Annotated in this window: 14 protein-coding genes and 1 tRNA gene; 14 read left to right on the top strand and 1 reads right to left on the bottom strand. The window is 72.2% G+C overall.

Annotated elements, in window-relative coordinates; all coding sequences use genetic code 11:
- Positions 1-25 precede the first annotated feature (25 nt).
- The 10 genes from AC6CQV_RS08385 (at position 26) to AC6CQV_RS08340 (ending at position 8,480) form a co-directional block, all read left to right on the top strand.
- Positions 26-811, top strand: a complete 786-nt coding sequence (locus AC6CQV_RS08385; protein WP_492491994.1) for an SGNH/GDSL hydrolase family protein — start codon at positions 26-28, stop codon at positions 809-811.
- Positions 812-878: 67 nt separating this feature from the next.
- Positions 879-1,244: a GntR family transcriptional regulator gene (locus AC6CQV_RS08380; protein WP_498259210.1), complete on the top strand. Its 366-nt coding sequence runs from the start codon at positions 879-881 to the stop codon at positions 1,242-1,244.
- The gene (locus AC6CQV_RS08375; RefSeq protein WP_498259209.1) at positions 1,241-2,245 is read left to right on the top strand and encodes a DUF1648 domain-containing protein; all 1,005 of its coding nucleotides are present in this window, start codon (positions 1,241-1,243) and stop codon (positions 2,243-2,245) included. The genes AC6CQV_RS08380 and AC6CQV_RS08375 overlap by 4 nt, the downstream gene beginning before the upstream one ends.
- 31 nt (positions 2,246-2,276) lie before the next feature.
- Positions 2,277-2,945 carry an O-methyltransferase gene (locus AC6CQV_RS08370; protein ID WP_498259208.1) on the top strand — a complete coding sequence of 223 codons (669 nt, stop codon included), beginning with the start codon at positions 2,277-2,279 and terminating at the stop codon, positions 2,943-2,945.
- A gap of 109 nt (positions 2,946-3,054) precedes the next feature.
- A complete protein-coding gene (eno, locus tag AC6CQV_RS08365; RefSeq protein ID WP_060959801.1) occupies positions 3,055-4,335 on the top strand; it encodes a phosphopyruvate hydratase in 1,281 nt (426 codons plus the stop codon).
- Positions 4,336-4,399: 64 nt separating this feature from the next.
- Positions 4,400-4,933, top strand: coding sequence for an FtsB family cell division protein (locus tag AC6CQV_RS08360; RefSeq protein ID WP_060959800.1), 534 nt, complete (start codon positions 4,400-4,402; stop codon positions 4,931-4,933).
- A gap of 85 nt (positions 4,934-5,018) precedes the next feature.
- Complete coding sequence (locus AC6CQV_RS08355) at positions 5,019-5,489, top strand: DUF501 domain-containing protein (RefSeq protein ID WP_082734169.1); 471 nt, start codon at positions 5,019-5,021, stop codon at positions 5,487-5,489.
- Complete coding sequence (locus AC6CQV_RS08350; RefSeq protein WP_498259207.1) at positions 5,486-6,823, top strand: S8 family serine peptidase; 1,338 nt, start codon at positions 5,486-5,488, stop codon at positions 6,821-6,823. The genes AC6CQV_RS08355 and AC6CQV_RS08350 overlap by 4 nt, the downstream gene beginning before the upstream one ends.
- Before the next feature lie 19 nt (positions 6,824-6,842).
- Complete coding sequence (locus AC6CQV_RS08345; protein WP_101306025.1) at positions 6,843-8,324, top strand: NAD(P)/FAD-dependent oxidoreductase; 1,482 nt, start codon at positions 6,843-6,845, stop codon at positions 8,322-8,324.
- Between the two features lie 83 nt (positions 8,325-8,407).
- Positions 8,408-8,480, top strand: a tRNA-Leu gene (locus AC6CQV_RS08340).
- Positions 8,481-8,494: 14 nt separating this feature from the next.
- On the opposite strand, the gene AC6CQV_RS08335 is transcribed toward AC6CQV_RS08340, so the two are convergent.
- Positions 8,495-9,403, bottom strand: coding sequence for an alpha/beta hydrolase (locus AC6CQV_RS08335; protein ID WP_498259206.1), 909 nt, complete (start codon positions 9,401-9,403; stop codon positions 8,495-8,497).
- Between the two features lie 88 nt (positions 9,404-9,491).
- Between AC6CQV_RS08335 and AC6CQV_RS08330 the strand changes: the two genes are divergently transcribed.
- The 4 genes from AC6CQV_RS08330 to AC6CQV_RS08315 all read left to right on the top strand — a co-directional run bounded on the left by AC6CQV_RS08330 (position 9,492) and on the right by AC6CQV_RS08315 (position 13,622).
- Positions 9,492-10,724, top strand: a complete 1,233-nt coding sequence (locus tag AC6CQV_RS08330) for an alanine racemase (protein ID WP_498259205.1) — start codon at positions 9,492-9,494, stop codon at positions 10,722-10,724.
- Entirely contained in the window at positions 10,721-12,034 is a 1,314-nt protein-coding gene (locus AC6CQV_RS08325) for a D-arabinono-1,4-lactone oxidase (RefSeq protein WP_498259204.1), read from the top strand. The genes AC6CQV_RS08330 and AC6CQV_RS08325 overlap by 4 nt, the downstream gene beginning before the upstream one ends.
- Before the next feature lie 120 nt (positions 12,035-12,154).
- Positions 12,155-12,721, top strand: coding sequence for a LemA family protein (locus AC6CQV_RS08320; protein WP_005052555.1), 567 nt, complete (start codon positions 12,155-12,157; stop codon positions 12,719-12,721).
- 13 nt (positions 12,722-12,734) lie between these two features.
- Positions 12,735-13,622 (top strand): M48 family metalloprotease, encoded by an 888-nt coding sequence (locus AC6CQV_RS08315; protein ID WP_060959793.1) that lies wholly within the window; start codon positions 12,735-12,737, stop codon positions 13,620-13,622.
- The last annotated feature ends 13 nt before the right edge of the window (positions 13,623-13,635 follow it).

Raw genomic sequence — 13,635 nt, 5'->3', positions numbered from 1 at the left:
CGGCGCGCCGCGACGCCGTGTGGCGATGCGCGCCGCCGCGGTCGCCGTGGTCGTCTCGGCAGCGGCGGCGACCCTGATCACGCGGAGCGTGCTGACCCGGCAGGCGGCCATCGCGCGCCGCCGCATCGGCAAGCCGCTCGGCGAGATCGCTCTGGATGCCGATCGGCTCTGGCGCTCGAAGTTGCCGGGGGAGCCGATCGAGCTGGTGGTCGTCGGCGACTCGATCGCTGCCGGGCTCGGGGCCGACCGCGCCAAAGACGTGCTCGGCGCGCGGCTGGCCAAAGGCATCGCCGCGTTCCTCCAACGCCCTGTGCAGCTGCGCACGGTCGCGACGGTCGGCGCGCAGTCGCAGGACCTCGCGCGCCAGCTCGACCGTCTCCCGGGCGGCTACCGGCCGGATGCCGCGGTCATCATCGTCGGGGGCAACGACGTGACCCACCGCACGCCGGTGTCGGGGGCGGCCGCCGATCTCGAGGAGGCGGTGCGGCGCCTGCGGGCGACGGGCGCCGCCGTCGTCGTCGGCACCTGTCCCGACCTGGGGGCGCTGCGTCCGGTGCCTCAGCCGCTGCGCGCTCTGGGGGCGCAGGCCTCGCGTCAGCTCGCCCACGCGCAGGCGGCCGCGGCCCGCCGCGCCGGCGCCCGCGTCGTCTCGTTGCGCCGCACCGTGGGCCCGATGTTCGTCGAGCACCCGGACGACATGTTCAGCCTGGACCGCTTCCACCCGAGCGCCCTGGGCTATCGGCGCACGGCGGACGCGCTCGTGCCCGAGATCGTCGCCGCGCTCGCCGAGGGGGCGTTGGCTCGGGGATGAGACCGCGGCGGTCGCCGCGCGGACCTCCCAACTGTTCTAGTTGTCATAGAATGGATGCGGAGGCCGCATGCTGATCCGCACCGATCCGACGAGCGATGTGCCGCTGTTCGCGCAGATCGCGGCATCCGTCCGCGCGGACGCCCTCGCCCTCCGTCTCCGCCCGGGGGACCGCCTGCCCTCGGCGCGCGAGGTCGCCGCCGCGCTCGACGTGAACCTGCACACCGTGCTGCACGCCTATCAGCAGCTGCGCGACGAGGGTCTCGTCTCGATGCGCCGCGGTCGCGGCGCCGTCGTCACGGCCGCGGCGGATCGCCTGGCCGAGCTCCAGCCCGACATCACCGACCTCGTCGCGCGCGCCCGCTCCCGCGGACTGTCGCCGCAGGCGCTGGCCGCGCTCATCCACCACACATCCGATCCGGAGGAGTCACCATGACCACCCCGCGGCCGCGCGCCGTCTCCCGCTTCCTCGTCGTCGCCGTCGCGATCCCCGTCGTCGCCACCCTCGTCGCCGTGCTGCTGCAGCTGGGGGCCCGCGCCTCCCTGCCCGACCCGATCGCCATCCACTGGGGCGTCGACGGAGGGCCGGACGGCTACGGCCCCCTCGTGGTGGCGGTGCTGTCCACCGCGGCGATCGGGCTCGGGGTGCCCCTGCTGATCGCGGCCTCCGCGCTCAACGGGCTGCGCCGCGGCGACCGCGGCCCCGCCTACCGGATGATGGGCGCCCTCGCCGGGGCGACGTCCGTGTTCACCGCGGTCCTGACCACGTCGTCGGTGCTGATGCAGCGGGGCGTCGCGGAGGCCGCGGCCGGGCCGTCCGTCCTCCCCTGGCTGCTGGTCGCGGCCGTCGTCGCCGTCCCGGTCGGCGTCCTCGCCTGGTTCCTCCAGCCCGACGAGCGCATCGTGTCGACTCCGACGACCTCGGCGATCTCCCCGCCCCTGTCGAGCGGGGAGCGCGCCGTCTGGCTGCGCAGCGTCCGTCTCGCGCGAGGCGGTCTCATCGTGCTCGGTGCGGCCCTGGCGCTGCTGGTCGTCGTCACGATCCTCACCGTGGCCGTCAGCGGCAGCGCGGTGGCCGCGACGATCCTCATCGTGCTGATCGTTCTGATGGCCGCGGTCATCGCCGCGACCGCGGTCTTCCACGTGCGCGTCGATGCGACGGGCTTGACCGTCAACTCCGCGACCGGCTTCCCGCGGATCCACCTCCCGCTCGCCGAGATCGACCGCGTGGAGGTGGTCGAGGTCAGCCCCATGGGGGAGTTCGGCGGCTGGGGGCTGCGCTGGGCCCCGGGCGGCGGCTTCGGCGTCGTGCTGCGCACCGGACCCGGAATACGCGTCACGCGCCGCGACCGGCGGGTGTTCACGGTCACCGTCGACGACGCCGGCACCGGGGCGGCGCTGCTCGCCGCCGAGGCGGAGCGCGCCGCGGGGCGTTGACCCGACCGCGCCGAGGCGGTTGGGTGGAGCCATGACCGAGCTCTCCCTCGCGGCCGCGCATGAGGTCGACCGCTACCTCGTCGACACGCTCGTCGACGCCGACGACAGCCTCGACGCGGCCGTGCGGGCCCAGCGCGCCGCCGACATGCCGGCGATCGAAGTGGCGCCCACGGGCGGCAAGCTGCTGTGGCTGCTCGCACGCCTCAGCGGAGCGCGCCGTGTGCTCGAGATCGGGACGCTCGGCGGGTACTCGACCATCTGGCTGGCGCGCGGCATCCCCGACGACGGCCGGGTCGTGACGATCGAGGCCGAACCCCGCCACGCCGAGGTCGCACGGCGCAGCATCGATCGCGCCGGGGTGGGGGAGCGCGTCGACATCCGCGTCGGTCGCGGAGCCGACGTGCTGCCGACGCTGGAGGATCAGGCTCCCTTCGACCTCGTCTTCATCGACGCCGACAAGGAGTCCAACACCGTCTACCTCGACTGGGCCGCGCGCCTGGGCCGGCCGGGGACGCTCATCGTGGTCGACAACGTGGTGCGGGCGGGACGGGTGGCGGATGCCGAGGATCCCAGCCCTCAAGTGCGGGGCGTCCGGGCGGGGCTGCAGATGCTCCGCGACGACCCGCGCTTCACGGCCACGGCCCTGCAGACGCTGGACGCGAAGGGCTGGGACGGGATCGCGCTCGCGCTGGTCGTTTGATCCGGTGCCGCGCATGTGGCCCCGCCATCCAGGTCACTAGACTCAAGGACGGAGCCGAGACACACCCGTGACGCTCCAAGGTTCACCCTCCACAAGCAAGGAGTCCCCTGTGGCACTGATCGAGGCTGTAGGCGCACGCGAGATCCTGGATTCGCGTGGCAACCCGACCGTCGAGGTGGAGGTGCTGCTCGACGACGGCATCGTCCAGCGCGCGGCCGTCCCGTCGGGCGCATCCACCGGCGCCTTCGAGGCGTACGAGCTGCGCGACGGCGACAAGAGCCGCTACGGCGGAAAGGGCGTGCTGAAGGCCGTCAACGCCGTCATCGACGAGCTCGGCCCCGCGATCGAGGGCGTGGAGGCGAGCGAGCAGCGCGTCATCGACGAGATCCTCATCGCCACCGACGGCACCGAGAACAAGTCGCGCTGCGGCGCGAACGCCATCCTCGGCGTGTCGCTGGCCGTCGCGAAGGCGGCCGCCGACGCGGCCGACCTGCCGCTGTTCCGTTACCTCGGCGGCCCGAACGCGCACGTGCTGCCCGTTCCGCTGTTCAACGTCATCAACGGGGGCGAGCACGCCGACAACGGCATCGACTTCCAGGAGTACTTCCTCGCCCCCATCGGTGCGGAGACCTACGGCGAGTCCCTGCGCTGGGGCACGGAGGTCTACCACGTCCTCAAGGGCGAGCTGAAGGCCGCCGGCTACAACACGGGCCTCGGCGACGAGGGCGGCTTCGCCCCCGACCTGCCCAGCAACCGCGAGGGCCTCGACTTCCTCATCAAGGCGATCGAGAAGGCCGGCTTCACCCCCGGCAAGGACGTCGCCGTGGGTCTGGACGTCGCCGCGACCGAGTTCTACAAGGACGGCGTGTACACCGTCGAGGGCAAGGCGTGGTCGGCCGAGAAGCTGACCGACTACTTCGCCGACCTCGTCGCGAACTACCCCGTCGTCACGATCGAGGACGCCCTCGCCGAGGACGACTGGGACGCCTGGAAGCACCTCACCGACGCGATCGGCTCGAAGGTCCAGCTCGTCGGCGACGACCTGTTCGTCACTAACCCGGTGCGCCTGCAGAAGGGCATCGACCTCGGCGTCGCGAACGCCCTGCTCGTCAAGGTGAACCAGATCGGGACGCTCTCGGAGACGCTCGACGCGATCTCGCTGGCCACCCAGAACGGGTACCGCTCGATGCTGTCGCACCGCTCCGGTGAGACCGAGGACACGACCATCGCCGACCTCGCCGTCGCGGTGAACGCGGGTCAGATCAAGACCGGTGCGCCCGCCCGCAGCGAGCGCGTCGCGAAGTACAACCAGCTGCTGCGCATCGAGGAGGAGCTCGGCGACGCCGCGGTCTTCGCCGGCCGCGCGGCGTTCCCCCGCTTCAAGGGCTGAGGATTCGCTGAACCGATCGGGGCGGCGTACGGCGGGCGCGTGAGCGCCACGTAGGCTGGACCCCATGACGAGAGAGGGAGCCGTGCGCGACGCGCCGGCTCCCTCTTCCCGTCCCGGACGCCGCCCCGCGACGCCCGACGGGACGCGGGGGCGCGTCGACGTGCGGGCCTGGGCCGGCGGCATCCGTTTCTCGGCCTTCACGGTCATCATGCTGGGACTCGTCGTGCTCGCCGTGTTCACGCTCGTGCCGACGGTCGGCACCTATCTGGGCCAGCGCCAGCAGATCGCCGCGCTCACGCACTCCGTCCAGGTCACGGAGGCCGACGTCGCGGCGCTGCAGCAGCAGAAGGACCGCTGGAACGACCCCGCCTACGTCACGTCGCAGGCGCGCGAGCGGCTGTACTACGTGCGCCCCGGCGAGGTGGTCTACCTCGTCGACAACGACCTGCCCGCCACGGCGATCCCGCAGGAGCAGTCCGCGGTGAGCGCGCAGGTGCAGGAGACGCGCACCGACTGGATGGCGCAGCTCGTGCGCTCGATCGCGGGCGCCGGACTCGCCCAGACGGCGACCGTGACGCCGACCGATCCCGCCGGCTGATCAGCGGTCGGTCAGCGCGCCCCGGTACCCTGGACGGGTGTCGCACCCCGCCCTGACTCCTGCCTCCGACGCCGACCTCGAGGTCATGCGCGCCCAGCTGGGGCGGCCGATGCGCGGTGTCGTCGGCATCGCCGCGCGGTGCGTGTGCGGCAATCCCACCGTCGTCGCCACCGAGCCGCGTCTTCCCGACGGCACGCCGTTCCCCACGTTCTATTACCTGACGCACCCGGGGGCGACGGCGGCCATGTCGGCGCTCGAGGCGACCCAGGTCATGCCGGAGCTGGCCGCCGTGCTCGAGACCGACCCCGACGTCGCCGCCGCCTACGCGGCCGCCCACGCCGCATATCTCGCCGACCGGGCCGTCTACGGCGAGGTCCCCGAGATCGCGGGCATCTCGGCGGGCGGGATGCCGACGCGCGTGAAGTGCCTGCACGCGCTGGCGGGTCATGCGCTGGCCGCAGGGCCGGGCGTCAACCCGATCGGCGACCTCGCCCTCGCCCGCGGTGACTGGTCGCCCACGCGGTGCACGTGCGTCGTGCCGCGGAGCGCCCCGTGACGCGCGGCGCACATCGGGCGCTGGGCGTGGCCGCGGCGTTCGCACTCGTCGTGCTGATCGACGGGGCCGCCGCCGGTGCGGCGACCCCGGCCACGGCCGCCGCCGTGGTCGGGACCCCGGCGGCCGCCTCGGTGTCGACACCGGCCGTCACCGACCCGGCACGCGCCGCGGAGTACTGGCTGGACGAGTACGGCATCCGCTCCGCCTGGCAGACCACCCGCGGCAAGGGCACGACGATCGCCGTGATCGACACCGGGATCGGGCGGTCGCCCGTCGAGTTCTCCGGCGCCGTGGTCGGCGGCGCGGACTTCTCGGGAGCGGGTTCCTCGGACGGTCGCACCCCCGTCGGCGCCGTCGATGCGAACCACGGCAGCTGGGTGGCCTCGCTCGCCGCGGCGCGGGGGACCGGCGCCGACACCGGCATGATCGGCGTCGCTCCCGAGGCGGACCTGCTGTCCCTGTCGATCGGGTTCGGTGCGGCATCCTCCGTGCCGTTCGTCCAGCAGGTGGCCGACGCGATGGTGTGGGCCGTCGACCACGGGGCCGACATCATCAACCTGTCGTTCACGACGAACACGCTCACCTGGGACACCTCCTGGGACGACGCCTTCCAGTACGCCTTCGACCACGACGTCGTCGTCGTGGTCGCGGCGGGGAACAAGGGCAGCGGCACGGAGGAGGTCGGTGCCCCCGCCACCATCCCCGGAGTGCTGACCGTCGGCGGCGTCAACCGCGCCGGCGTCGCGAGCGAGCGCGCCTCGACCCAGGGGATCACGATCGGCATCTCGGCACCGAGCGAGCAGCTTCTCGGCGTCTCCGCCGACGGGCAGCTGGTCGTCTGGGACGGCACGAGCGGCGCGGCGCCCATCGTGGCGGGGATCGCCGCGCTCGTCCGCTCGGCGCACCCCGAGCTGAACGCCGACAACGTGATCAACCGCATCATCAAGACCGCACGTCCCGCGGCCGGGTCGACCAAGGTCCCCGACGAGAAGTACGGCTACGGACTCATCGACGCCAACGCGGCCGTCGGTGCGTCGGTCGCCGAGGTCGACGCCAACCCCATGGGGAGCCTCGCGGAGTGGGTGCGGCTCTACCGCCGCGCCGACGCCGGGCCCCAGCCCACCCCCACCTCGACGCCGGTCGTCATCGAACAGCTCCCGCAGGCGGAGACGCTCGAGCGTCGCTCGCCGCTGCTGCCCAGCGCCGACACCCTGCGCTACGGGACGGTGCCGCTCGTGGGGGTCACCCTGACGGCTATACTGGTCGCGCTCGGTGTCACTGCTGCTGCCCGGCGCATCAGATCGGAGCGCGCACCTCGTACTCCGAGCCGTTGATTCAAGGAGTACTTCCCCTGTGACCCACGCAGAGACCAGCACGGCCGCCACGTCCTCACACGGGGCCGTTCCCAAGATCCTCATCGTCGGCGGCGGCTACGCCGGCTTCTACACCGCCTGGAAGCTCGAGAAGCACCTGCGCAAGGGCGAGGCGGAGGTCACGGTCGTCGACCCGCTGCCGTACATGACGTACCAGCCCTTCCTCCCCGAGGTGGCCGCCGGTGAGATCGAGGCCCGTCACGTCATCGTGGGGCTGCGCCGTCACCTGAAGAAGACGCGCATCGTCACCGCGAAGGTCACCGGCATCGACCACGCCACCCGCACGGCGACCATCACGCCCGCCGAGGGCGAGCCGTGGCAGGAGAGCTACGACCAGATCGTCGTGACCGCGGGTGCCGTCTCGCGCACCTTCCCGATCCCCGGCATCGCCGAGAACGCGATCGGCCTGAAGACGATCGAGGAGGCCGTCGCCGTCCGCGACCGCATCCTCACCAACTTCGACCGCGCCGCGAACCTGCCCGCGGGCCCCGAGCGCGACCGTCTGCTGACCGTCGTCGTCGTCGGCGGCGGCTTCGCCGGCATCGAGGTGTTCGCCGAGACCCGTGCGCTGGCGTCCTCGCTGCTCAAGGACTACCCGCAGCTGCGCTTCGAGGACACCCACTTCCACCTCATCGAGGCGATGGGTCGCATCATGCCCGAGGTGTCGCTCAAGACGAGCGAGTGGGTGCTCAAGGACCTCGCCAAGCGCGGTGCGAACGTCCACCTCGACACGCAGGTGACCGGCGCCGTCGACGGCAACGTCGAGCTCTCCACGGGTGAGACCATCCCCACCGACCTGATCATCTGGACGGCCGGCGTCATGGCGAACCCCACGGTGGTGCGCGGCAGCGACCTGCCGGTGGAGGAGCGCGGCCGCATCCGCACGCGCGCCGACCTGCGCGTGGGCACCCCGGAAGAGATCGTCGAGGGCGCGTGGGCCGCCGGAGACGTGTCGGCCGTCCCCGACCTGACCGGCAAGGGCGTCGGCGGCTACTGCGTGCCGAACGCCCAGCACGCCGTGCGTCAGGCGAAGCTGCTCGCGAAGAACCTCGTCGCCGTCCTGCGCGACGAGGTGCCGCGCGAGTACATCCACCACAACCTGGGCGCCGTCGCCGGCCTCGGCCTCTACAACGGCGTGTTCCAGTCGGGCAACCTCGCCCTCAAGGGCTTCATCGCCTGGTGCGCCCACCGCGGCTACCACGGTCTCGCAATGCCGTCGTGGGAGCGCAAGTGGCGTGTGATCGGCGACTGGTGGCACAACTTCTGGCTGCGTCGCGACAACGTCTCGCTGCAGACCGTCCAGAACCCGCGCTACGTCTTCGAGGAGTTCGCCTCCCGGCCGCGGCCGGCCGCGCCGGCCGCTGCTCCCGCCGCACCCGCGATCGACCCCAAGTCGGTCGCCGCGGAGAAGAGTGCCGCCGCGGAGCCCAAGGTCGAGGAGAAGGCTTCCGCCGCCAGCTGAGGCATCCTTTCGCACGCACCGGACCCCCACCCGCCCCGCGGTGTGGGGGTCCGCTGCGTGCGGCGTCGCTACGCTGGGAGCGGGCCCCCGTAGCCCAACGGCAGAGGCAGGCGACTTAAAATCGCTTCAGTGTGGGTTCGAGTCCCACCGGGGGTACGGGACGGAGACGATCAGCCGGCGACGCGGCGCGGGTCGGCCACGAAACGGCCGATGAGCTCGTACGCCGCGCGTGCCTCGCGGGTCCAGTGCGCCCCCGGATAGACGTGGAAGCCGTCGTCGGCCACGACGATGCGCGCGGGCGACCCCGCGGACCGCGCCTTCGCGACGAACGCGACGGCATCGTCGTGGAACACGTCGTTGGCGCCCTGGAAGACGATCGTCGGAGCCAGCCCTGCAAGGGTGTCGTCGATCGGGCTGATCGAGGGATCCCCGAGGTCGCGCGTGCCGGCCCACGCCCCGGCCGCAGCGCGCAGACCGGTGCAGCGCAGGGTGGGGTCGCGCCGTTCCCGCTGCCAGGCTCCGGCCGTGCGCATGGCCGGGTCGACCCACGGCGCCAACAGGATCAGTCCGTCGAGCGGATGCCGGCGGGTGTCGCGGACGCGCAGAGCCAACGTCGTCGCGACGTTGCCCCCGGCGGAGTCGCCCGCCACGAAGATCGCCCTGGTGGTGGGGCGGTGCGCCACTTCGTCGTAGACCGCGTCGATGAACGCCTCCGCCTCGTCGACGGTGTGCTCCGGCGTGAGCGGATACGGAGCGATCGTGAGGGCGGCGCGCGTGGCCGTCATGATGCGCTGGACGATCCACCAGTGCTCGCGGACCATCGGGCTCACGAACCCGCCGCCGGGCAGGTAGATCAGTTCGCGTCCGACGACGTGATCGTGCGGCTGCCAGCGCAGCACCGTCGAACCCGCGACCGTGCTCTCCGTCAGACGCCCGAACGCGCCGGCATCCCGCGGCGGAGGGGCGAAGGTGCGCTGCGGATCGACCCGGGACAGATACTCTGCACCGGAGAGGTCACGACGCGTCCGCCCGGACGTGAGCCACAGCGCGCCGACGGTGAGCTTCATGAGCAGGGTCACGCGTCGAGACTAACGTCCGGGTTCCGCTGTCGATGACACCGCGTGTCATCTAGGCTGGTGCCCTCACGCGCGAAGGAGCCCCGATCAGATGAGCCTCGACCTCCTGAGCCTGCGCCCGCAGTCCGACGATGCGCGGCGCGATCCGTCGGCCTCCTGGGCGGCACGCTCCGCGGCGATCGCGGAGCTGTCCGGGCCCGTGGCGACGATCGACCTCGACGCGTTGCGCTTCAACGCGATGGACCTCGTCGTGCGCTCCGGAGGGGTTCCCATCCGCGTGGCGAGCAAGTCGATCCGCGTGCGCGAGGTGCTCGACGCAACGCTCGCGATCGCGGGCTTCCGCGGCGTCCTCGCGTTCACCCTGCCGGAAGCGCTCTGGCTCGCCCGCGACCACGACGACGTGGTGCTCGGGTACCCGACCGTCGACCGGGCCGCGCTGGCCGCGCTCGTGCACGACGAGGAGGCGGCCGCCCGCATCACGCTGATGGTCGACGACCTCGGGCAGCTCGACGTGGTGGATGCCGTGGCCTCGCCCGCCTCCCGCGCGACGCTGCGCGTCGCGATCGACGCGGACGCCTCCTGGCGGTCTCCGATGCTCGGACACATCGGTGTGCGACGCTCGCCCGTGCACGAGCCCGCCGAGGTCACCCGTCTCGCGCGCGCGATCACGCGCCGACCCGGCTTCCGCCTCGTCGGGCTGATGATGTACGAGGCCCAGATCGCCGGACAGCCCGACGCGACCGGCTCGGGCGACGCCGTCATCAGATGGATGCAGGGCCGATCGCGCAGCGAGCTCGTCGACCGTCGCGGGGCCATCGTCGCCGCACTGCGGGAGATCGCACCGCTGGAGTTCGTCAACGGCGGCGGCACGGGCTCGCTCGAGTCGACCTCGGCCGACCTCGCGGTCACCGAGACGACGGCCGGCAGCGGCCTGCTCGCCGGGCACCTCTTCGACGGATACCGCGCGTTCGACCCGGCGCCCGCGGCGGCGTTCGCCCTCGAGGTGGTCCGAAAGCCCACCGTGGACATCGCCGTGGTGCTCGGCGGCGGGTGGATCGCGTCGGGACCGCCCGTGGCCTCGCGTCAGCCCCTCCCGGTGTGGCCGCCGGGCCTCAAGACGCTCGCGCGCGAGGGCGCCGGAGAGGTGCAGACCCCGTTGCAGGGCGATGCCGCCCGCGGCCTGGCGGTGGGGGATCGCGTGTGGTTCCGACACGCCAAGAGCGGCGAGCTCGCCGAGCGCGTCGACCGCTATCACTTCACCCTCGGAGATCGCCTCGTGGGCGAAGCGTCGACGTACCGCGGCGAAGGGAAGAGCTTCCTGTGACACGACCGGGCGGCACATGGCAGAACTGGGCGCGCACCGAACGGGTCCGTCCGCAGCTGGTCGAGTACCCGACGACCGTGGAGGCCGTCCGACGCTCGGTACGCTCGGCCGCCGCCCGCGGACGAGCCGTGAAGGCGGTGGGCGCGGGACACAGCTTCACCGGCATCGCCGTCGCGCCGGGAACCCTGCTGGAGCTCACGGAGCTCTCGGGCCTGGTCTCCGTCGACCGCGACCGGGGGAGGGCCCGGCTCCTCGCCGGCACACGGCTGCATCGGATCCCCGCCCTTCTCGCGCCCTACGGACTCGCGATGGCCAACCTGGGCGACATCGACCGGCAGTCCATCGCGGGAGCCGTCTCGACCGGCACCCACGGGACGGGTCTGGGCTTCGGCGGGCTCGCCACCCAGGTGGTGGCCGCGACGCTCGTCACCGCCGACGGCGAGCTGCTCACCGTCGACCAGGACCACGAGCCCGAGCTGCTGCCCGCCGTCGCCCTCGGTCTGGGTGCCCTCGGCATCCTCGTCGACGTCACACTGCAGTGCGTGCCCGCCTTCGGCCTGCACGCCGAGGAGCGCCCCGAGGACCTCGACGCGGTGCTCGGCGCGCTGGATGCGCGGATGCGCGACGCCGACCATTTCGAGTTCTACTGGTTCCCGCACACCGACGTCGCCCTCACCAAGACGAACACCCGGCTCGCCGCCGATGCGCCCACCGCGCCGCTGTCGATCGTGTCGCGGGTGATCGACGACGTGGTCGTCGGCAACGGCGTGCACCAGCTGGCCTGCTCCGTCGGTCGGACGGTCCCGGCCCTCGTCCCCGGCATCAATCGGCTGTCGGCACGGGTGTGGGGAGACCGCGAGTTCTCCGACGCCTCGCACCGCGTGTTCGCGACGAGCCGCGGCGTGCGCTTCCGCGAGATGGAGTACGCGGTGCCGATCGAGCACCTGGGCTCGGCCGTCCGCGCCGTACGCGCGCTCGTCGACGCGCGCGGGTGGCGTGTGGAGTTCCCGATCGAGGTGCGGGTCGCCGCCGGCGACGACCGCTGGCTGTCGACGGCCCACGGCCGCGACAGCGGGTACGTCGCGGTCCATCGGTACTGGCGGGCCGATCATCGCGCCTACTTCGAGGCGGTCGAGCAGATCATGCTCGATCACGACGGACGTCCGCACTGGGGGAAGCTCCACACCCTGGATGCGGCGACCCTACGGAGCCGCTACCCCCGCTTCGACGACTTCGTCGCCCTGCGCGAGCGACTCGATCCCGGGCGCATGTTCCGCAACCCCTACCTGGACCGGATTCTCGGCGCCTGATCGCGTCCACCCGCGCGCGCCGCGCGGGTGCGCGAGGTGGGGAACGCCTGGGAGTGGGGGTCGGGGCCGACGCGGGACGCCGCGACGCCGATAGGATGAGCCTCAGTCGATGGGAGTCGTATGGAATGGCTGATCCCGGTCCTGATCGTCGTCGCTCTGGTGGTGATCGCCGGAATCTATCTGTGGGCGACGTACAACTCGCTGGTGGCGCTCGGCGTGCGCGTCGACGAGGCCTGGAGCGACATCACTGTGCAGCTCAAGCGTCGCGCCGACCTGCTCCCGAACCTCATCGAGACGGTGAAGGGCTACGCCGCGCATGAGAAGGCGGTCTTCGAGAACGTCACCCGCGCGCGCGCCGAGACCCTCACCGCGGGCTCGCCCGCGGAGGCCGGCGTCGCCGAGGGGCACATGCAGCAGGCGCTGAAGTCGCTGTTCGCCGTGGCAGAGGCCTACCCGCAGCTGCAGGCGAGCCAGAACTTCCTCCAGCTCCAGCAGTCGATCGTCGACACCGAGGACAAGATCCAAGCGTCGCGCCGGTTCTACAACGGTGGTGTGCGCGAGCTCAACACCAAGATCAAGGTGTTCCCGAACAACATGTTCGCCCGGAACCTCGGCTTCCACGAGCGGGAGTTCTTCGAGGTCGTCGACGGCGCCGCCATCGCCGAGCCGCCGCGCATCCAGTTCTGAACGCGCGCGCGGCATGTACTCCGCGATCGCACGCAACAAGCGCAACACCTGGCTGATCCTGGCCGGCTTCGTCGTCGTGCTCGGACTCATCGGTCTCGCCGCCGGCTGGCTCGCGGGCAACAACTGGTGGATCACCGCCTTCGTGCTGCTCGGCTCCGCGGGCTACGCCACGGTGCAGTATTTCGTCGCCGATCGGGAGGCGCTCGCGCTGTCGGGGGCCCAGCCGGTGACGAAGGAGGAGGCCCCCCGCTACCACCGCCTCGTCGAGAACCTCTGCATCTCCACCGGCACCCCCATGCCGGCGCTGTACGTCGTGGAGGATCCCGCCCCCAACGCGTTCGCCACCGGACGCACGCCCGATCGGGCCGCGATCACGGTCACCACCGGGCTGTTCGAGCTCATGACCGACCGTGAGCTGGAGGGCGTGCTCGGCCACGAGCTCGGCCACATCCGCAACTACGACATCCGGGTGTCGCTCGTGGTCTTCGGCCTCGTCGTCGCCGTCGGCCTCGTCGCCGACATCCTGCTGCGCATCGCCTTCTTCGGGGGCGGCCGTCGCGGCGGCAACAACCAGTCGCAGCTGGTCTTCCTGATCTTCGGCGTCGTGGCCGCCATCGTCGCGCCGCTGCTGGCCGCCCTCGTGCAGGCGGCGATCTCCCGCCAGCGCGAGTATCTGGCCGACGCGACGAGCGCGCTGACCACCCGCGACCCCGACGCGCTCGCGTCCGCGCTCGCCAAGCTCGGTGAGTACGGGCGGCCGCTCGCCAAGGCGAACACCTCGATGGCGCACCTGTGGATCAGCGACCCGCTGCGCCCCGGAGCGGTGCAGCGCATGTTCGCGACGCATCCGCCGATCCCCGATCGCATCGCCCGTCTGGAGGAGATGGGCGGACGGTTCTGAGTCTTAGACTGGC

It is taken from the genome of Microbacterium sp. EG9, assembly GCF_059759475.1.
Note: the sequence above shows the minus strand (reverse complement) of the source record. Positions and strands in the feature narration are given on the sequence as shown.